Source organism: Acidaminococcus sp. AM05-11, assembly GCF_003472805.1.
GTDB lineage: Bacteria > Bacillota > Negativicutes > Acidaminococcales > Acidaminococcaceae > Acidaminococcus > Acidaminococcus hominis.
Map to the genome: position 1 here is coordinate 1 of NZ_QRMX01000032.1, position 19,533 is coordinate 19,533.

Sequence of the window (19,533 nt, forward strand, 5' to 3'; positions counted from 1 at the left end):
CCCAACACCCTGATTCCATAAAAAGGAGTCCCGTCTGGTCGCTGGTATTCCAGGTCATAGCGGAAGGACGGAGAACCCAGACTGCCGTGGCTGCGGAGAGTGATGCCATAAGGAAAACAATCCGGCAGTTCCAGGATTTCTGAAATTTCCGGATCCAGTTCCACGGCCTGTCCATGGGGCAGCAGGAATCCATCTGTTTTCTCCTCCACTTTTCCTTCAGAAACCAGGATTTCCAATTGTCCCTGTATCAGCGGCCAGTCTCCTGTAGATTCTGTTTGAACACAAGGGTAAAAATATCCGTTCTCTTGTGCTGTCCAAAAACGGTGGTTGGTCATTATTCTACCTCCATCGGCTTTCTTTGGGCCGTACCCCGCAGTGTCTCCGAACCCAGTCATTGACCTTCCGCTGCCAGGAACCGGTTTCTGAACTGGAATGGACGAATTCTTCCTCAATATTGGAAGCCTGTGTAACGTCCGTATAAGAAAATCCTTTATACGTATATTTTGCCTGATAAAAAGGCAGAGGCTCTTTTCCTCTTTTCCAAACTCTCAGTTTGCCATTGTGGCTGGCCTCAATAAAAACGTAATCCCCAATACTGAACATCAGCAGACTCCTCAGGGAATCTCCGGAACCGTTCAACCGTCCAAAGCCCATACCCTGTTTGGCCAGATCCATCTGCCTGGCAATCTGTTCTGCTTCGGGCCCCAGAAATACCCTGGTATAGTACATGGCATCCAGATATTTTTCCCAAAAACTTTTACGGTATTTCCACATGTTTTCCGATGTGGCAACCTGCCGTACTGTCTTGGAAATAATGGTAAAGAACAGGTTCAGATCGTTCTTTTTCAGCCAGGCCAGGAAAATCTCCTGGGCCTTTTCATCCACATCCACCCAGTTCAGCCTAGACCCCGGGTCCCGGGGATCTCCCAGCGCCTGTAGCAGCAGGATCCGTACTTCTTTTTCCCGATTTCCGTCACTGGACCGGTCCGTCAGGTAAATTATCTTTTCGGCAGCAAAAGGGACCATATTCTCACAGGCCTTGTCCTCACAGATTTCTTTCAATACGCCGAACAGGTCATCCCAGTCGTCCTCTTCCTCCAGCTGGAAAAAATCCTTGACAGCCCACTGGGCAAATGCCCCATACCACAGGTTCACAGGCCAGCAGAATTCTTCCAATGCTTTATGGAAACTCCGCCGGTTCTGGATTTCCCGGGTCAGCAGCTTATGGCCATTGGGTTTCAGCAGTTGCTTCCGGTTCCGGAGATACAGCACCGACTTCAACAGTTCTGGGTCTTTCTGAAGGAAAAGAGAAATGCATTTCTGCAGCCGTTCTCCCTTGTATGGCTGTCCGTATACAGTAAAATAAGCAAATACCAGATTTCGGAAGGTATTCCGCCGGACGGAACGACGAACCCCATTCCCTATGGCCTGCAGGATGTCCTGGAGCAGTACTTCATAAAAGCGGGGCTTTTCCTTCCTGTCCCGGGTGAGCAGCACCGGCAGAAAAGGGATTTCCCGTCTCAAGTCCAGCACCACTTTCCGGTTCTTTTCCTGATTTTTCACCTTGGCATACAGCTCTTCCATGGTCACCGGATCCAGGGCTGGCCGGCTGCAGGAGCTGGATACGGTCTTTTTTATCCATTTTTCCAGTTCCACGGGCCTACCTGGATGCAGACATACATCAGGCAGGCGGATTTTGAAAGATTTCAGCCGTTCCAGGCTGTGCAGCAACGACTTATCCATGGCTGCCTCCGGAAGGCTTTTCCCCAGGATCCTGGGGCGGCATCATAACAAACCGGATATCGATCCGCCGATTGGCGGCCCGTCCCGCCTCTGAATTGGGATCCAGACCATTTTCCCGGACAGGCCGGGTTTCCGCATAGCCAGAACAGGAGAAGATAGGTTCTCCCCGGGGATTCACCAGCCAGTTGAATTCCGGTACATCGTTCCGCATCAAATTCCAGGTGTTGATGGCCCGCTGGGTGGAAAGCTCCCAGTTGGATTGGAAAAATTCGTTGTGGATGGGCACATTGTCCGTATGGCCTTCGATAAAGACCGTTTCCAGGGCTTCCCGATATTCCGGCCGGGTCATGGTTTTCAGCAGGGACTGGCTCAGCTTGCTGACCGCTGCCTGCCCCTGTTCTTTGATATTGGCTTCCCCAGATTCAAACAGCACACTTTCCGGGATCCGCAGCACCCCCTGCTTGGTGTCAATCCTCACCTGGAGGCCTTGGGCCTGGAGGTCCTTCCCCACATCCTTCAGCAGCTGATTCCGCAATTCCGTATTCCCGGTATATTTGTTAGTCACCGTCTCGAAATTCAGCATGAAATAGCACAGAGCCAGGATAAAGATACTCAGGAGCCCTGCCATCAGGTCACTGACAGAAGTGGTAAAAGCATCACCGCTCTGTTGGGCTTTTTCTTCTTTCTTTTTCTTCCACATTCAGGTTTCTCCTTAGTGCCGTCTGTTCTTGTCCATGGCATCGGACAGATCCTGGATGGAATCACTCAGACTCTTGTTGATGATAGACACAGAATCCATGGCCTCTTTGATGCTCTTGTCGTACTGGCCAAGAGTTTCAGACAGCCATTTGCTGGTAGAAGTATTGTACTGTTCCAGAGTTCGGGCCAACGTATCCGTAGCTTCCCGCATTTCCCGGCTTACCCCCTGGAAAGTCTGCTGATAGTTTTCCCAGGCGCTGCGCATGGTACTCATGGAATCCCGGATCAGTTCCAGATCTTTCTGACTGCTCTGGCTGGCCAGGACCAGTTTCTGGACATTCTGGTCCACATGGCTGTTGAACTGATTGCTGGCGCTGACCACCAGGTTCAGCTGGCTGCCCAGCGTATCCGCCACTTTCTGCATGGGCGTGCTGGCCTGGGCAAATTTGTCCGCAGTTTTCCCTGCCGAAGCCATGATTTCCCGGTTGTGCCCCAGCATTTCCTTCAGCCCGGACATGTAAGAATCCATGGTACGGTTCCGTTCCTGCATATCGGTCTGGAGCTGTTTCAGCACTTCCAAAACGGATTCTTTCATATTGGCTGTCACCTGGATCATTTCGTCTCTCTGGGTCCGGGTGCTCTGGCTCATGGTGTCAGTAATCTCCTGGATGGTTCCCTTGGTGGCTTCCGTAGTCTGGAGCAAGGCCTGGTTGGCTGTCCGGCCAGCTTCCACCATCTGATCCAGAGCTGCTTTCAGATTGGTGTTCATCTCTTCCACCAACTGCTTCATAGCCGCCTGACTGGCATCGCTGGTAGTGGCCTGTTTCTGGATATTGGCGTCCATGGCTTCGTTCAGCTTGGTCACCATCATCTCTACAGACCCCTGGAGCCGAGCGGTATTTTCCGCATTCAGCCGTTCAGAGACTTCCATCATATTGCCCATTTTCCCCTGGAAATCCTGGAGGGTCACAGCCAGGCCCTGGATCTGGTCCCCGGCCCCCTGTTCAATGGATTTGGACAGGGTATCCCCGGCGCTGGAACCCAGTTTGTCAATGGACTGGTTCAAATCCTGGAATACCGGTTCCAGACTGTTGGTAAAGGATTCCGTCAGATTATTTTTCAGCGCCACATCGATACTCTGGCTGAGCTTTACAAACATGTCTTCCAGACGGCCCACCAGTTCCCCATTCAGTTCTCGCATGGCATCCGTCTGTTCTTCCGCCTGTTCCGCCTGATTGGACAAGAATTCTTCCAGACTCTTGGAAGGGAAAAGGGTATTGAGCTGATCGATCAGAGTGGCCAGTTTTTTGGTGTAAGGGCGGTAGATCCAGTTATCAAGGAGGTTGTACCCCAGTGCCAGGATAAGGCCGACCACAGAAGTCAGGAAGGCCGTCTTCGTCCCGCTGAGCAGGACTTCAATCCCGCTTTTCATGGTTTCTACATTGCCCAGGTCGATGCCGCTGATACCCACGGTGATTCCGGCAAAAGTTCCCAAAAGCCCCAAGCCGGTAAAGATTCCCGGTATGGCGCGAAACAGATCCAAAGGCAGGTTCTCCAGCAAAGTCCGGTCGTTATAAAAAGCCTCCGGGTCCTGGGTCATCAGCACCCCTTCTGCTTTACTTTTAAACAGCGTCCGTTCAAATTTCTTCCAAATCGAATCATACGGGGCCTGCCCCATTTCTGCCTGAAGATTGCCGTAATTTTCCCTGATGGATTCCCGAGAATAATTCTGTAAAACAGAAATAATCTGTTCCACAGAAGAACCAGCTTTACTGATTCTGAAAAACCAACGAAAACAGAAACCTGCACCTATAATAAATAATAAATAGAAAAAATCTGAAATCCAAGACAGCCAATTCCCCATGAAAATTTCCTCACCTTCATTTTTGTTTATTCATAGCAGATAAATTTATTATACACGGAAATGACTATTTTTTCTCTTTTATTCTATCTTTCTGACAAACATCCGATTGAAAAGGGCAGAACTTCCCTTTTTAGCAATCCATGTCCTGGACCCTTCCAGGATTACTCAATCCAACTTTTTAAATTTTTTATCTTCCCAGTCGTACAAATAACCCCTATAGCCAAAATCTCCGTAGTCCGCCTCCCCTGTTTTATGATTGCATCCGTTTCCAAGGATGATCAAGTACTGTTCTTTTCTTTCCCCTATGGAAAAAGCCTCAATTTTCGTCATCTGATTAGCCAGGAAATCCAATTTTTTTTGCTCTTTTTCTCCTCGCTCATCAGAATAATTATAGGCAATGACAATTTTTAATGGACATTTTACATGGATTAATTTCATCACTTCATCTGACCAGGCACGCTTGTCGTTCTCATGCTCAATGGCAATTTTCAAATCCCACAGGTGTGGTTTCAAATCAATACCGGCTTCTTCAGCCTCCTTTTTCATATCCTGAGAATGGGAGGTCCATCCTACTGCATCAATCCTGAAGTATTCGTTTTGAGGTGTACAGCCTGTCTCTTTGATGATTTCATTTATGATTTTTATAATCACAGATGTGTATTCTGCATTGTGTTTATAAATATCAAATAAATCCCGTCCCTCATAGTTTCGATTCTGCTCGATTGCTTTTAGGAACGTACCAAAAAAATCTTTTGCATCCATATCCATGTTTCCTTTTTTAATGAACATAAATTTTCTTCACTATTTTTTTGAAAAATTACATTGCTCTTGTAATTTTATCATGAGATAATCGTGTGCCTCTCTAGATCCCAGTGCCTCCGCTTTATGCAGCCAGTAGAGCGCTTTTTCATCAGACTGAGGGACTCCCCGTCCTTTATCATAGAGGATTCCCAGCCGGTATTGTGCACATTCTTCTCCTTGGGATGCCGCCTGCTGGAACCAATAGGCTGCCGACGCATAGGATTGGGGAAATCCGTCTCCCTCTTCATACCGTTCCCCCAAAGCATATTGAGCCAGTGCCGCTCCGCGAAGGGCGGCTGTTTCCAACCACTCCATCGCTTGCTCAAACGGGAAGTCATTTTCCTCGTCAGAAAACCAGATGCCTAGGAATTCCTGGGCTTCAACCATTCCCTGTTCGGCTGCTTTCTGGAACCACGCCGCAGGATCCGTGTTTTCCAAATGAAAGGGGTCATTTCCCCAAAGGAGTTCCCAGCCGATATTGTGCTGTGCTGGTGCATACTCTTGGGCGGCAGCCTGATAGTATTGCAGGAGTGCCTTATTTCTCCATTTCGCCTTTCCCATTCTCTCTTCTAAAGAATCATCATCTAAAAAGTAGTTCCCCATACATCGGATATACATTTCCCCCAAATGATTCTGGGCAGCGGCATATCCCTGGGCGGATCCCCGCCTAAACCATTTGATTGCTTGAAGGTCTGATTGGGCAACAGAAATTCCTTTGGAATAACACCATCCTAAGTAGTCTTGTGCATGACAAGCTCCTTTAGACGCTAAAATTTGAGCTTTTTTGAATACAAAAGGGTCTACTTTGGACTGCTTTTCCATCATCCGTAATGAAGCAATGACATCACCTCTTTGTGCTGCCCTTTGATAATAATTTTCTGCACATGCTTTATCAATGGATACAATACCATATCCGCCTTCGAAATACAGCCCCATAATGTATAATGCAACTGCATTATGGGCATTTGCCTCCTGTTGAACAGCATAAAAAGCCTGTTTCTTATCCATCCTCAAAAAACAGGAAAAAGTATCAACTATCTGTTGATAGTATTTTTCAACATCCATACAGCCTCCTGCTATTCTTGAATCAGCCAAACATACAGAAATAATTCAAACGCAGCCCAGTCTTGCTTCTATACCTATTCTCTATCATTTAAATCTTCTTACTTCCCCTTTTGTTTAATTACCACTGCTGCCCTTTTCCTGATTTGATTATACTATATTTAGTGTATAATTTTTAGGACAGTTAATCCGTATTCAATCTTGTTCACTTTTCTATCTTTTCTTAAGCTAAGGGATGATTGCACCATACGTGCAACACCCCCATTTCCAGTTGTCCCCGCTCCTCAAAGGCTGAAGAGGTAGGCGGGGACTTTTTCGTATTCGTTGCTCATGAGTTTCCGGCCGGACCCGTAAATCTCGGTCATTTCTTTCAAAGTGCATCCCATCTGGGTAAATGCCCAAGCTACCTGGATGGCGCTGGACCAGGTGGAGGAAAAAGTAAACTCTGTCACCCCAAATTCCCGGAAGGTTTTGAGGATCTTTTCCGGTTCCCGGCATGTCCCGGAAAGGTCCAACCGGCTGTTGCCATGCTTTTTCATGTCGCTGTAAAGCCGCATCATATCCCCGAAGGCTTCCCCCTCAGCCCGGACTTCCTGGAGAAGATCCTAGTAGGCATCCTGGCAAGCATCCATGGTTTTTGCGTCCCCGGCTTTTTCGGCTGCCTCGAACTTTCTTTCCAGTTCCTCGTTCCGCCCGTAGAATCTTTCGATCATTTCCATCTTCGTCATTGTTTTTTCCTCCTTGTGATTGTGTATCTTTGCCTTTTGGCATGTACATTAATCACTCTAAAGGCAGATAATAGCAAGCAAAATCTGTGTATTTATGCAAGTATACAAGAGAGAGAAACAGGGCCTTCGGGGCCCCGTTCCCTATCTGTAGCAACCTTCTTCAAGCGGCGTTTCTCCAGGCGGCGTTTCCAGTAAGATGTTTCAGCAGGTGCAGCCGGCAGGTCTTGAATTCATCTCCAATGAGCCCAAGCCGGAGCATCCAGCACCGGAAGGCATATTTTTCGTTGTCCGTCTCCGTCTTTCTGGCCGAGGCTTTCTTTTGGGTCAGGGCCTGATGGGCCACCGCCAGACAGAACTGGATGTATGCCTTGATTTTCCCAGCGTGGAGGGTACCGTTGAAAAGCCGGAACTCTACTGTCCCTTTGGTGAAAGTGGCGTGGAGGTTGAGCCCGTGGTACCGGCTGTTGTTGTAATGTTCATCCCGACCAAAGGGTGCCTGGATGTACCAGATGTCGGCAAATTCTGCCATGGTTCGGGGCTGCTTCTTGTTCAGTTCCCGGAGGAAGGTTTCATCTGTCTTCTGGCAGTATCTGGCTTCCCGGAGGGCGTCGATCTGGAGGGCATGGTAGATCATATCTTCCTTGCTGGCCACCAGGTTTACCAGGTTCCGCAGGGTTTTCGGGGTGAACTTCTCGGCTCCCACATGGATGTGGATCCCGCAGGAGGTGTTCACCAGGGCCCCGGCTTTTCTCAGGGTCCGTACCAGTTCCTGCAGCTTCGGGATGTCGTCGTAGGAAAGGATGGGGCTTACCACTTCCGTCCGGTAGTCCCGGGTGGCGCCCTCGATCTGGCCGCCCACCTTTCTCTGAGGTCGGATGCTGGAGTCGCTCATGGCTTTCCAGGTCCGTCCTTGGTTATCCAGGGCGGTGTAGGTATCGTAGGCTCCGCCTTCATAGGTGCCCCGTCCTGTTCCGAAGAAACCGGCCATCAGGTTGGCCGCCTTTTCTCTCGTAATCCCCGTCATTTCCATTTCAATCCCGAAGTGCAGTGTTTTCATCCTTCTCGTCATCCTTTCGCTAGGTTTGTGTGTTCTTTGGCATGTGTATATATCACTCTAAACGCACAGAATAGCAAGGGATTTTGAGAATAATTATTAATTATTTCGTGTCTTTATTCAGTTTTTGCACCTCATCCACCCCATGGATCACATTAAGGTGGGATCCGTTGTCCCAAACCACCAGGAGGGACCCCATATCATCTACGCCGGTCACCGTGCCTTTCGTCCCCAAAGGCGGTGCCTGGGGATCGTCCATCCGGGTAAGGCGTACCCGGGTTCCGGGAGGGTATTCCTGCTGTAGAAATTCCAGCAGCTCTTTATTGGGAAACCGCATCTTTTTTCCCTCCGTTCCGGAAGGCCGCTGACCCACTGAGCTTTTCCAGCAGGATCTTTCGGCAGTCCTTGTATTCCTTCCCGATAAAGCCCAGGCGCAGGAGGAAACACCGGAAGGCGTATTTCTCGTTGGGGACTTCATGTTCTTTGGCCGTGACCCGTTTGGCGTTCTTGGCAAACTGGCACAGGGCCTTCACCAGTCTGGAGTAGGCTTGGACCTTGGCGCCGTCCGCTTCGTGGAACCAGGGGAAGTTGATTTTTCCTTCGCTGCGGATGATGGTCAGGTCATCCGTCCCCAGGGCCTTTTTGAAAAGGCCGGCTTTAGAGGCCACCAGGTTCTGAAGTTTCTCGAAGTCTTCTTCCGTGAAATCGTCCGGAAAGGAAATGGTGAGGGTGTCGACTTTCTCAGGAGTTTCTTCCGGTTCCTGGGCTGTTTCAGGTTCCGTCCCTTCTTCCAGTTCAGCCGTTTCCTGGGAAAGTTCTGGTTCCGGGTTTGCATCCGGTTCTGCCGTTTCCTTTACGGGTTCTTGTTCCGGAGTTTCTTCCGTTGCTGCCTGTTCTGCAGCCGTTTCTTCTGGCTTGAATCCTCTGGCTTCCAGTTCTTTTACCACCTTCTGGAACAGTTCTCCGTCTTCACATTCCATGGCACCGTTTTTCCACACCATAATGCTGCCGATCCGGTAAGCCTTGGTGGGAAGAAAAAGGTACTTTGCCTTTTCTCCCGTAATGGCGCTGATGGCCTGGACCAGTTCTTTTCTCGCTGCACCTTGTCTGTTGTATTCGACCTTCATGATTGGTACCTCCTTAGGGTATTTTGGTACTGTTATTAATCACTCTAAAGGCGAATAATAGCAAGCAAAATGTAGCCCTTTTTGTTCTTTATTTTTCTCCGCCCACAACTTCCTGGTAGGTGTATGTTTTCCCATTTCGCAGGACGGTCACGCTGTCCTGCTCCCCTTCGTGGGAAGCCAGGTACCGCTTCACCGCCACATCCACGAACTTGGGTTCCAGCTCCACCCCATAACAGATCCGGCCCAGCTGGTCGCAGGCCGTGAGGGTGGAAGCAGACCCCAGGAATCCGTCCAGCACCACCCCGTTGATCTGGCTGCTCAGCTTGATCAGATAGGCCAGCATGGGCACCGGCTTACTGGAGGGGTGCCCGAAACCGTCCTCTTTGCTGTTCTTGATCCCGTCAAACTCAAAGACTGCTTTCTGTTTCTGGTCCCCGTACCAGTTGTGTTTTCCGTCTTTCCGCCACCCGAAGATAATGGGTTCCATGTTAAACTTCCAGTCGGTGCGCATAAAGGGGGCTTTGGGCTTTTTCCAGATCAGGCCAGCTCCCACTTTGAAACCGGCATCTTCGAAAGCGTCGTAAAAGACCCGGGCCTTCATGGTGGCGTAGAACACATAGATGGAGGCATCCAGGGCCATGGCATCATGAAAACAGGAGAAGGCTTTCTTCAGGAATTCATACCCATCCTGGTCGTTCAGGTCATCGTTCTTGATCTTCCCGGAGGTGCTTCGAAGGTTGACCAGGTACGGGGGATCCGTCAGCACCAGGTTGGGTTTCACCCCGTCCATGAGCTGAGCATAGGTTTCTGGCTTGGTGGAATCCCCGCACAGGACCCGGTGCTTTCCCAGCTGCCAGAGGTCCCCGTCTTTGGAGAACACCGGCTTCTGGAGTTCTTCTTCCACGTTGAAGTCGTCTTCTTTGGCTTCCGTTTCTTCATCGAAGATATGGGCAATTTCGTCATCGCTGAAGCCTGTGAGGCTCACATCGAAATCCGCTCCCTGGAGGGATTCGATTTCCACCCGCAGCATTTCTTCGTCCCATCCGGCATCCAGGGCCATCCGGTTGTCGGCCAGGATGTAGGCTTTCTTCTGGGCTTCAGTAAGGTAGTCCACCAGGACGCAGGGCACTTCCCGGATGCCTTCTTCCCGGGCTGCCATCACCCGGCCATGGCCAGCAATGATGTTCTTGTCCTTGTCGATGATCACCGGGTTGATGAACCCGAATTCCCGCAGGCTGGCCCGGAGCTTGTTAATCTGCTCCGGGGAATGGGTCCGGGCATTATTCACATAGGGGATCAGCTCATCGATGGGGATGAGCTTCATCTCTTTGGTCGTTTTCTCCATGCCATGTTTCTCCTTATAATCGCAGCAAGCCCCCTGCGGGCACCGTTCAGGTCCCCACAAAGGGCTTGTCCTCGTAATGTTTTGATCTGTTGTTTGGTGAGGGGATATCCCCTCAGCCGGGAAATGAATTCTCTTGCTGTCATGCTATACCTTCCGCGACCGCAGCAGCCGTTCCATCACGTCATCCTGGGGCGTGTTGCCGGCAAACTCCACGGAGCAGTTTTCCTTCACCACCTGGTAGATCTGATACCAGATCTGGTTCACCTGCTTCATGTAGTTCTGGCCCATGGTCACGTATGGAGAAGCAATGGCCGCATTGGTGGTGGGGTGCTTGGCCAGAAAGCCATATTCCGAAATGGCATGTTCGCACTGGATCCACCGGGATACCGCCATGGCGTACTGGCTGATCAGCTGGGGGCTCACCAGCTTTTCGCAGTGCCGGGCCTTCAGCCACAGCCAGGTTTCCCGGTAGATTTCTTCGGCTTCCAGTTTTCCGCCGTTCCGTTGCTTTTCCTTCATGTAGGCCTTGGGTTCCGGCATATCTTCTCCGGGAAGGTCCGCTCCTTCCGGCAGGTCCATCACCTTCAGAGGCCGCTTCCCCGGATTGTCCGGCAGCTTGTCCAGAAGGGCCCTGGGTTTCCGGCCCTGGCCGACCCGCAGTCCCCCTCTTTGGCTATTTTTCACACCCCCTTATTTCCATGGGTCAATACCCTTTTTGAAAACGCGTTTTTTTCGCGCGTGACCCCTCGCCCGTTCTGGCTTTCCGGGCTTCCAGAGATTCATACGCCCCCTGGGTATATCACTTTGTTTCAGATTTATCATTCTGATAGTCCGCTTTTTCTTGTGACTTTTTGGTGCCATCGATCTCCTCTTTGGGCATGAATCCTTGCGTGACAGGCTTTGCACAGGGCAATCAGGTTGTTCCAGTCGTGGGTCCCGCCTTCCGCCAGGGGCTTCTTGTGGTGGACTTCTTCCGCCACCACGTACCGGCCATTCTTCAGACACAGCTCACAGAGAGGATGGCTGGCCACGTAGGCATCCCGGATCTTCTTCCATGTCCTGCCGTACCGTTTCTTCGTACCAGAACTTCGCTCATACTTTTCGTACCGCTTGGCGATGATCTTCTGGTGCTTCTCACAGTACCGGCCGTCCGTCAGGTTCGGGCAGCCTGGGAAGGAACAGGGTCGTTTCGGTTTTCTCGGCACAGCTGCCATCTCCTTTCGGGCAACAAAAAAGCCCTGCAGATTTTCTCTGCAAGGCTACCCCACGATTGTATTTTCACAGGGTTTAACTTACAATAAAATAAGAAAGACAATGGGAAGGAGCGCACCTCATGAGTCTGGGTTACGGCGGTATCGCAAAAAAAGTAAATGAAGATAATACCTATGTGCTCTACGCATATGGTGCCTTCAACTGGAACCTCCCTGAATGCACGAACGATGATTACACACTTGATGGTTCTATCCTGATCCCAAAGAAATGTTTTGTCGGTCCAGAAATCCATCAAAAGATAAAGAAGATGCCATCTGGCAGGAAAAAGCTGGTTACTAAACCCGTCTATATTTCTTGTATTGATATAGTATGCAATGCAGTGGAAAAAGGTTTAATCGAAATAGATAACTCTCGATTCGCCTGGAAATTTTACTCAGATTCTGCCAACACAAAAGAGTTTGATTTCATAGCCCTTCGGCTTCTTGATAATGCTTTTAGGGAATATCAAGAAACGGGGAAGATTCCTGAAAAAGTCTACTCCCTTGCATAAAAAAAGCCTTGTAGGATTCTTACATCCTGCAAGGCTTCACTTTATTTCCTTTTCTCGTGAGTCTATCATACCACGAAGGGTCTATTGAATTCTAGTGTGTATCCACTGCATTTTCCTGCAATTCAATGCACTCCTCCAAAATTTTTTCAACGGCCGCCACCCCATCACTGTGGACGGCGTAGATCCACCGGATCCCTTTGCCCATGCTCCGGGCAATGTCCTCCCAGGCATCGAAGTGGATGTACCGGTCCCGGAGGACCAGCCGCTGGGCTTCGTCTTCCACCCGGTCGATGACCTGGCCAATCTCATACTTCAGGTCCACCAGCCGGTCCACTTCCCGGTTGTTTTCCTGCTCCCGCTCCCAGATCTTCTCGATGGTCCGGACGAAGGGGGCTTCCGTGGGCCGGTTGGGGTTGTGGCTTTCTTCCAGCCCGGCTGCTGAGATGCCCAGGCAAAGATGCCGGAGCTCGGCCACTTCCCGAAGATTGCTCTCTATTTTCTTATCCAGGTAGAATCCCTGTTGCAAGTACTCTTTCGCGTTCATGCTTTTCCCTCCAAATCCGCTTTGACGGCTTCAATGAGATCCGCCTGGGAACTGTCTTTCTTCTCCAGGGCCTTCAGTATCCGTTCGTCCATGGTGCCTTTCGTCACAATGTGCTGGACGATCACCGTCCGGCTGGTTTGTCCCTGCCGCCAGAGCCGGGCCACCGTCTGCTGGTAGAGTTCCAAACTCCAGGTGAGCCCGAACCAGATCAGGATGGACCCGCCCTGCTGCAGGTTGAGGCCGTGCCCGGCAGAAGCCGGATGGATCAGGGCCACCGGGATCTTCCCGGCGTTCCAGTCGGCAAAGTCCCTGCTCTCCTTCAGTTCCCTGGCTTCCATCCTCTGACAGATCCGTTCCCGGTCGTGCCGGAACCAGTAGGCCACAAGGACCGGCCGGCCATTGGCGCTTTCCACCAGGTCTTCCAGGGCATCAAGCTTTCGGTCATGGAGATGGATGGTCTTTCCGTCATCGGTGTAGATGGCTCCGTTGGCCATTTGGGTCAACTTCAGCGTAAGGGAAGCCGCATTGGCCGCCGTCACCTCGCCTCCCGGCAGTTCCAGCACCAGGGACTTTTTGAAGTCATTATACCGCTTCCGCTCCGAGTCCGAAAGATTGACCTCGGTTTTCACACGTACCAAATCCGGCATCTGCAAATAGTCTGTGGCCTTCATGGATACGGTGATGTCCGCGATCTTTTTGTAGATGGTGTCCTCTGCTCCCGGCAGGGGCTTGTAGGAAAACACCACCATCCCGTTCCGTTTGTCTGGCTGGAAGTAGATATTCCGGTACTGGCTGATGTATCTCCCCAGACGCTCTCCCATGTCCAGGAGCCGGAACTCCGCCCACAGGTCCATAAGGCCGTTGCCGCTGGGAGTCCCCGTGAGGCCCACGATCCGTTTCACCTTGGGCCGCAGGGCCTTCATGGCTTTGAACCGCTGGGCCTGCTGGTTCTTGAAAGAAGACAGTTCGTCCAGGACCACCATATCAAAATCCAGCCGGCAGTTCTTGCAAAGCCACACCAGGTTCTCCCGGTTCACGATGTAAAGGTCTGCTGGCTTCTGGAGAGCCCGCCGCCGTTCCGTCACGGGCCCCACGACAACGCTGCAGGTGAGATCCTTCAGGTGGTCCCACTTCCGGAGTTCCTCCGGCCATGTATCTCTGGCTACTCTGAGGGGGGCCACGATCAAAACCCGGTGGACTTCAAAGGAGTCATACATCAAATCCCGAATAGCCGTCAAGGTCGTCACCGTCTTGCCGAACCTAAGCCCATATCCAGCAGGAGAGCCGTCACCGGGTGGGTCTTGATGTACTCGATGGCATAGGTCTGGTATGCATGGGGTATGAACTTCATTGGGCATCACCTCCTTCCGCGATGGTCTGCAGCAGCCCGGGGATATCTTCCAGGGCATCCAGGACGAACACCCGGAACCCCAGCTCCCGAAGCTTTTCGTGCCTTTTCACCTGCAGAACCCGTGGTTTCTTCCCCGGTGCCTTCACTTCCACAAAGGCCAGCTTCCCACCAGGAAGAAGGACCAGCCGGTCCGGCATGCCGGAAAAGGAAGGGGAAACGAACTTCACAGCCAGTCCGCCTTTCTTCCTCGTTTCCGTCACCAGCTTCAGTTCTACTTGTTTCTCATTTAAAAAGGACATCTGCTGCCTCCTTTGCCTTTGCCATCACTTCCGCATCCACCGGGGTTCTGGGTTCATGATTCAGGTCTCCGTAAAACACATTCAGATAGTCATTGCTGACTTCCGGATGGTCATGGAACATATTGTCTTCCGCCCGGGACCGCACTTCATCAATCTTTTGCAGGACCCGCATGAATTTGTCCGTATCCGTAGACAAAAGGACCTGAGGCATGTGGATGGCAAGATTTCCACCCAATGTCCGGAACAGCCGCATTTCGGCTCCCACCAGTTTGTACAGTTCAATCGTCCGTTCTTTCTTGTTGATCATCGCTTTTCCTCCTTCAGTATGGGAGTGACGGTGGTGACACTCTTCAACATACCCTCTCTATAGATCCTTTTTTAAAATCTTCTTTAGGACTTTCAGGTGAGAGTGTCACTACTGTCACTTTTCATAAGGTGCAGGTGGTGAATGTCTCTAACATACCTTTATATAGAACTCTTTTAAAAATTCTTCTTTAGGACTGTCAGTAGTAGACCTGCACCCACCTGCACCTTTTAGATTTTTCCATAAATCCTATGGGGTGCAGGTGGTGAAGGTCTTCAACATACCTTTATATAGAACTTCTTAAAAAATTCTTCTTTAGGACTGTCAGTAGTAGACCTGCACCCACCTGCACCTTTTAGTCCAGAAAATCCTGTCCTTCTTTCAACCGCAGCCCGTGAACAACGATTCCTTTCTTCGTCTTGTGACGGAAGAACCCCGCCTTCTCCAGATTCCCATAGAAATCCGAAGTGCTTCTAGTGTATTCACCCGTCTGCATACAGACGATCCGGTACTGCTGGTACAAATCCCCCGACTTCTCCGTGAAGGAGGGATCCACGTCACAATGGGCGTCCAGGAATTGTCCCAACCAATCGTTGTCCTCCCGGTATTTCTCTACCGCTTTCCGCACGGCTTCCGGTTCCTCAATCTTGAACTTCTTCCGGATGGCAGCTTCCGCGCCTTCAATGACCCACTTCAAAATGGCCGGCCCGGCTTGTTCGAACAGGTAGTCCGAATAGTTCTTGATGTCGTTTTTCCGGGTAATCCTGGCGTTGAAGGGAATGATAATCAGCCTCCGCCAGGTGCCGTCATCGTTGGCGGCCACTTTCGGCAGGTGGTTGGTGTAAAGGACCAGTGTGTGGGAGGGGACGAAATGGAATGGAGTCTTGAACTTCTTCTCCGCTTCGATGGGGTCCACAGAACAGATCTGCTTCACCATCCCCGTATTGAGCCGCTGGCCTTCTTCCAGTTCGGAAGCGATGATCAGCCGCTTCCCTTTCAGTTCTGCAATTTCCGGTTTTACGTTTCGCCGGCAGTTCATGGTCATGGTCTCGGCGGAAATCTTGCCGGAATACAACCCCAGCACCCTGGCGATGGTGTTCCAGAAGGTGGATTTCCCGTTGGCCCCGCCGCCATAGGCGATAATCATCTGTTCGGCATAGACTCGGCCCACTGCGGCCATCCCCACGATCTGCTGCACGTACCGGATCAGCTCCTGGTCCTTGCAGAAGAACAGGTCCAGGCTTTCCTGCCACATGTTTCCTCCCTGGGTTCCGGGAGAGCAGGCGGTAACTTTGGTGATCATGTCATCCGGGTCATGGGGCCGTTTTCCCTGCATCCCTTTGGAAAGGTCGTAGGTGGCTTCCGGGGTGTTCAAAAGTTCCGGATCATAGTCCAGCTCGGAAACATCCAGGGCCAGCATGGGGGTGGCGGCATTCTGGACATTGAGAATGTTCTTGTAGTTCCGGTTTTTCATGACGAATTTCTTGTAAGCATCCGCGCTGAGAAGGGCCGTCAGCAAATGGACTTTTTCCCCGGGAATCTGGTTGGCCAGGGTCTTGCTTCTGGACTTCACGTCTTCCCGGGAGATCCCGATGGCGGTCAGGTCATCTTCTGCCTGGCGGATCTTTTCTTCTGCGTCTGCCAGCTGGTCATCCATAAAGTCCTCGATGACGCCCAGAGGCTTATGTTCATCTTCATCCCAATGATTACCCACGTAGGCGATGTACTTCGTAGCACTGGTGTACCGAAGGCGTCCCATACAGGTCCGGGCCAGGACTTTGGCTTCCCCGATATCCGAGAAGTCATCCGGCTGGAGGGACGGGTGGCCAACAGCTTTGTTGTATTCATCCGGGGGCACATACCCTTCGCTTTGCTGGATTTTGTTCCGGAAGAACTTCAGGGCACTTTTCCAGATGGTGTCCAGCTCTTTTTCCGGAAGCCGCGGTTCGCAATTCTCAGCCCGCTGCAGGTAGGCTTCGTAGGCTTTTTCCGTATCCCCATACCGCTTCAGCACCCGGCCGGCAAAGTGGGACATGGTGTTGTTCCGGTTGCCTTCCGGGATAGAACTCCCGGTATAGAAGGGAGGTTCCGTCTGGTCGGGTTCCAAAGGTCCCAGGCCGGCCAGAAAATCCGTGATGGTTTGCTTCCCTTCCTGCCATAAGATAGCTTCCGGCACCACTTCCGTGCCATACAGGAACCGGGCTGCATCCAGAGCCTGGGCGTCGAAGAAGGGAAACTCTTCCCGGATCCCCTGCTTCAGGGCCGTATAGGCTTTTTCGTCCTGCACTTCGGTGATGGGAAAATACGCATGGAACCGGGGCCGGGCTTTCCGGCCTTCCTTGGCTTTCCCGCTATTCCGGGACGGGACGATGGCCACAGCCACGTTTGGAAGCATGGCAAGGAGCTTTTCTCCCGTCACCCACTCCTTCGGATTTTCCGTATGGTCGTTGTCGCAGTCCATCACCGCCACATCGGAAGCCAGGAAGTTATCCCGGCTCCGGTAGTTGTCCTTATAGGCCGCACAAACGTGGTCGAAAGCAGCAGCCGTCCCCAGTTCCCTGCTGCTTGTGATGACTGCTTTATTAGGATATATGGCATTTCGTTCGTTGCCGGTACAGTCAGCCGTGTAAATCGTAAATCTCATTTTTCTGCCTCCTCGAGGGTTTCGTTAAAGAATCTCAGCCGATAGTTCTTCCATCTGGCCCGCCGAATCTCCGCATCCATGCCAGGAGATATGGTATCCCCGAACACCCACACTTCCCGGCAAAGACTCATGAGGATGTTGCCGAAATGGAGCCCTGCCTCCCGTTCCTTTGGATCCCGGTCATCCAGGAACTGAGGAAAGAGGAGATGCGGAGCCAAGGGCAAGTACCCTTCTTCGAAGGCAAAGCGGCAGTACCGCCTTGCTGCCAGGATGTTTTTATCCGTTGCCCCGGAATACGGGGAACAGATATATACGAGAGGCCGGTAAGCCCGGAGTGCCTTCCGCTGGGCTTCGACAGCACTGAGGGCTCTCTGCGGAGTCGGATCCGGATAGTGTTCCTGGTTATGCATGTCCATAAATGCCACACTCCTTTTCAATCAGGGGATAGTTTCCTTCTTCGGTCATCAGCTGATAGATGAACAGCCGCCCCTTCTGTGTCCAATAGGTATGGACACGATTATGCAGGACGCCGTTTCCGTCCGGGATATTGAAGGTCTTTGTCGAGGTGTATCCCATGGGAGCATAAGCCTGGTAAAGCAGCCAAATATTGCCCTGTTTGTACTGGATCCCGTGTTCATGGAGCCACTGGTTCATGCGGTTTGCAGACCATCCATAGTCCTTGGCAATGGTCGATGTGCTCACCAGCTCCCTACACTGCAGGACCAGATCGAAGTACGTAGCCTTTGGCCGGAGCTCCGCAAGCTGCTGCTGTTGAGCGGCATTTATCTGTGCCAGTTCCCTTGCCCTATTCCGTTCTTCTTTATAAGCCGTAAGTGCCTGGATCAAGGCATCCGGATTTTCTAACAGATGGTCCATGGCATACACTCCGTGCTGGCGAATGGCCGGCAGCACTTCCGAAGTTACCCACCGTTTAAAGGCTTTCGCTGTCGGAAGTCTGGAACTGAACACCAGAGAATACACACCGGATTCATTAATGATCGTCATGCTCTGCGGTCCTCCAGGGGTGTCGCAATCCGCGACGCCCTTATCTTCTTCATCGACGTGCTTTTTGATGGCATCCCGTACATTGATGTAACCGAGGGCTTCGGCCACGTCCTTTCCTACAAAATAAACCGTCCCATCTTGGACAAGGGTACGAACCGCACCGAATTGACTGTTTACAAAGACCCGTAATTCTTTCATATCTTTTTTACCTCCGTATGAAATTTGGGGAGTCCATCTCCCACTTTGTAGCCATGGCAATCCATTAAATCTGACGGTTTTCAAAAATTTTCTGCAGCTTTTTTCTTGCCCGCTTCAGCTTCTGGGTGATGTTGTTTTCATTGGCGCCGATTCTGATGGAGTATCCCCGGATGGATTCCTCGTTGAGATAGACAGCGATTACCGCATCTTCCCACTCCGGCTTGTTCACCAGCACCGTATGGATTTCCTGACGGACTTTTTCTTCGCCAGCCTTGCGATCCCGTTCCGTTGCATCTCGGCTGACAGTATTCATATCTGGCATGGAGATTCCGTTCCGGCTGCACCCGCTTCCAGCAACAGTGCAGGTGTACGTATCAGGGACTGCCTCGATGGGATTCATCAAAGCCTCGTCCTTTTCATTCCGTTCCTGGTAGTCCGGGCACTCTGTTCTTCTCCGATGTTCCCTGCGCCAATCGTTATAGAGGGGCTTGTTGAATTCTTCGTCCATGATTTCCTGGGCGCTGCGCCGGGTAACTTCTTCCCCTTCCTTTGCCGCCTGTTTTCTCAGTTCGTAATCCCTCTCGATCATGATTTGGCAGTCACCTTCAGGGACTTCCACTACCGTGACCTCTGGCGCTTTCGATTCGTCCCAACTGTAGTGTTTGACTTTGATTTTCATTTTTGGCATCCTTTCCGTCCGTGCCAGGGGACGAAGGGATGCCAAAAAGACCTGCGGGGAATGTCCCCACAGGTCCCAAACGGCCAAAATGGCGCACGGAAACAAACGGTGGGGGCATTTCCAGTCCTGCCCACCGCATCACTGCGGTGATCCAGAACTGTCTATGCATCCCATCGTCCTCATGCGCATCTCGGACAACAGAGATTTTTTTCGAGTGCCTGAGCACTCATATGGAAGCAGGCTTACCTGCTACCGTATCAATGTTCAGACCTTGAATATACCGATACGATTTTGCCATGTGCACGGACTTTTTTTACCACTCTG

Annotated in this window: 22 protein-coding genes and 1 pseudogene; 1 reads left to right on the top strand and 22 read right to left on the bottom strand. The window is 51.4% G+C overall.

What is annotated here, in order from left to right:
- The 14 genes from DW089_RS11520 to DW089_RS09975 form a co-directional block, all read right to left on the bottom strand.
- A partial coding sequence (locus tag DW089_RS11520; protein ID WP_147351166.1) for a hypothetical protein occupies nt 1-335 on the bottom strand: 335 nt, incomplete at its 3' end.
- Nucleotides 336-339: 4 nt separating this feature from the next.
- Nucleotides 340-1,743, bottom strand: coding sequence for an EH signature domain-containing protein (locus DW089_RS09920; protein WP_118287217.1), 1,404 nt, complete (start codon nt 1,741-1,743; stop codon nt 340-342).
- A complete protein-coding gene (locus tag DW089_RS09925) occupies nt 1,736-2,443 on the bottom strand; it encodes an OmpA family protein (RefSeq protein WP_118287218.1) in 708 nt (235 codons plus the stop codon). Before DW089_RS09925 ends, DW089_RS09920 begins: the two co-directional genes overlap by 8 nt.
- A gap of 12 nt (nt 2,444-2,455) precedes the next feature.
- The gene (gene zorA, locus DW089_RS09930) at nt 2,456-4,306 is read right to left on the bottom strand and encodes an anti-phage ZorAB system protein ZorA (protein ID WP_118287219.1); all 1,851 of its coding nucleotides are present in this window, start codon (nt 4,304-4,306) and stop codon (nt 2,456-2,458) included.
- A 165-nt stretch (nt 4,307-4,471) separates the two neighbouring features.
- A complete protein-coding gene (locus DW089_RS09935; protein ID WP_118287220.1) occupies nt 4,472-5,068 on the bottom strand; it encodes a hypothetical protein in 597 nt (198 codons plus the stop codon).
- Between the two features lie 39 nt (nt 5,069-5,107).
- Nucleotides 5,108-6,172 carry a tetratricopeptide repeat protein gene (locus tag DW089_RS09940; protein ID WP_118287221.1) on the bottom strand — a complete coding sequence of 355 codons (1,065 nt, stop codon included), beginning with the start codon at nt 6,170-6,172 and terminating at the stop codon, nt 5,108-5,110.
- 281 nt (nt 6,173-6,453) lie between these two features.
- Nucleotides 6,454-6,729: a hypothetical protein gene (locus tag DW089_RS11665; RefSeq protein WP_233547595.1), complete on the bottom strand. Its 276-nt coding sequence runs from the start codon at nt 6,727-6,729 to the stop codon at nt 6,454-6,456.
- A gap of 45 nt (nt 6,730-6,774) precedes the next feature.
- Nucleotides 6,775-6,897, bottom strand: coding sequence for a hypothetical protein (locus DW089_RS11750; protein WP_255419959.1), 123 nt, complete (start codon nt 6,895-6,897; stop codon nt 6,775-6,777).
- Nucleotides 6,898-7,057: 160 nt separating this feature from the next.
- Nucleotides 7,058-7,954, bottom strand: coding sequence for an amidoligase family protein (locus DW089_RS09950; RefSeq protein ID WP_118287222.1), 897 nt, complete (start codon nt 7,952-7,954; stop codon nt 7,058-7,060).
- A 100-nt stretch (nt 7,955-8,054) separates the two neighbouring features.
- Nucleotides 8,055-8,288, bottom strand: a complete 234-nt coding sequence (locus DW089_RS09955) for a DUF4314 domain-containing protein (protein WP_118287223.1) — start codon at nt 8,286-8,288, stop codon at nt 8,055-8,057.
- Entirely contained in the window at nt 8,272-9,078 is an 807-nt protein-coding gene (locus tag DW089_RS09960) for a virulence (RefSeq protein WP_118287224.1), read from the bottom strand. The genes DW089_RS09955 and DW089_RS09960 overlap by 17 nt, the downstream gene beginning before the upstream one ends.
- Nucleotides 9,079-9,166: 88 nt before the next feature.
- Complete coding sequence (locus tag DW089_RS09965; RefSeq protein WP_118287225.1) at nt 9,167-10,423, bottom strand: DNA methyltransferase; 1,257 nt, start codon at nt 10,421-10,423, stop codon at nt 9,167-9,169.
- A gap of 144 nt (nt 10,424-10,567) precedes the next feature.
- Nucleotides 10,568-11,107: a P27 family phage terminase small subunit gene (locus DW089_RS09970; protein ID WP_118287226.1), complete on the bottom strand. Its 540-nt coding sequence runs from the start codon at nt 11,105-11,107 to the stop codon at nt 10,568-10,570.
- A gap of 134 nt (nt 11,108-11,241) precedes the next feature.
- Entirely contained in the window at nt 11,242-11,628 is a 387-nt protein-coding gene (locus DW089_RS09975; protein WP_045172484.1) for an HNH endonuclease, read from the bottom strand.
- A gap of 128 nt (nt 11,629-11,756) precedes the next feature.
- Between DW089_RS09975 and DW089_RS09980 the strand changes: the two genes are divergently transcribed.
- The gene (locus DW089_RS09980) at nt 11,757-12,185 is read left to right on the top strand and encodes a hypothetical protein (RefSeq protein ID WP_118287227.1); all 429 of its coding nucleotides are present in this window, start codon (nt 11,757-11,759) and stop codon (nt 12,183-12,185) included.
- Between the two features lie 91 nt (nt 12,186-12,276).
- Here the strand turns inward: DW089_RS09980 and DW089_RS09985 are convergent, their stop codons facing one another.
- The 8 genes and pseudogenes from DW089_RS09985 to DW089_RS10020 form a co-directional block, all read right to left on the bottom strand.
- The gene (locus DW089_RS09985; RefSeq protein ID WP_118287228.1) at nt 12,277-12,729 is read right to left on the bottom strand and encodes a hypothetical protein; all 453 of its coding nucleotides are present in this window, start codon (nt 12,727-12,729) and stop codon (nt 12,277-12,279) included.
- Nucleotides 12,726-14,080 (bottom strand): annotated as a pseudogene (locus tag DW089_RS09990) (SNF2-related protein). Before DW089_RS09990 ends, DW089_RS09985 begins: the two are co-directional and overlap by 4 nt.
- A complete protein-coding gene (locus DW089_RS09995) occupies nt 14,077-14,379 on the bottom strand; it encodes a VRR-NUC domain-containing protein (protein ID WP_118287229.1) in 303 nt (100 codons plus the stop codon). Before DW089_RS09995 ends, DW089_RS09990 begins: the two are co-directional and overlap by 4 nt.
- Nucleotides 14,363-14,686: a hypothetical protein gene (locus tag DW089_RS10000; protein WP_118287230.1), complete on the bottom strand. Its 324-nt coding sequence runs from the start codon at nt 14,684-14,686 to the stop codon at nt 14,363-14,365. Before DW089_RS10000 ends, DW089_RS09995 begins: the two co-directional genes overlap by 17 nt.
- Before the next feature lie 352 nt (nt 14,687-15,038).
- A complete protein-coding gene (locus tag DW089_RS10005) occupies nt 15,039-17,327 on the bottom strand; it encodes a phage/plasmid primase, P4 family (RefSeq protein WP_118287231.1) in 2,289 nt (762 codons plus the stop codon).
- On the bottom strand, nt 17,324-17,743 hold the full coding sequence (locus DW089_RS10010) for a DUF4406 domain-containing protein (protein WP_118287232.1): 420 nt from the start codon (nt 17,741-17,743) through the stop codon (nt 17,324-17,326). Before DW089_RS10010 ends, DW089_RS10005 begins: the two co-directional genes overlap by 4 nt.
- A complete protein-coding gene (locus tag DW089_RS10015; protein WP_118287233.1) occupies nt 17,730-18,530 on the bottom strand; it encodes a phage antirepressor KilAC domain-containing protein in 801 nt (266 codons plus the stop codon). Before DW089_RS10015 ends, DW089_RS10010 begins: the two co-directional genes overlap by 14 nt.
- Nucleotides 18,531-18,594: 64 nt before the next feature.
- Nucleotides 18,595-19,209: a hypothetical protein gene (locus DW089_RS10020; protein WP_118287234.1), complete on the bottom strand. Its 615-nt coding sequence runs from the start codon at nt 19,207-19,209 to the stop codon at nt 18,595-18,597.
- Between the last annotated feature and the right edge of the window lie 324 nt (nt 19,210-19,533).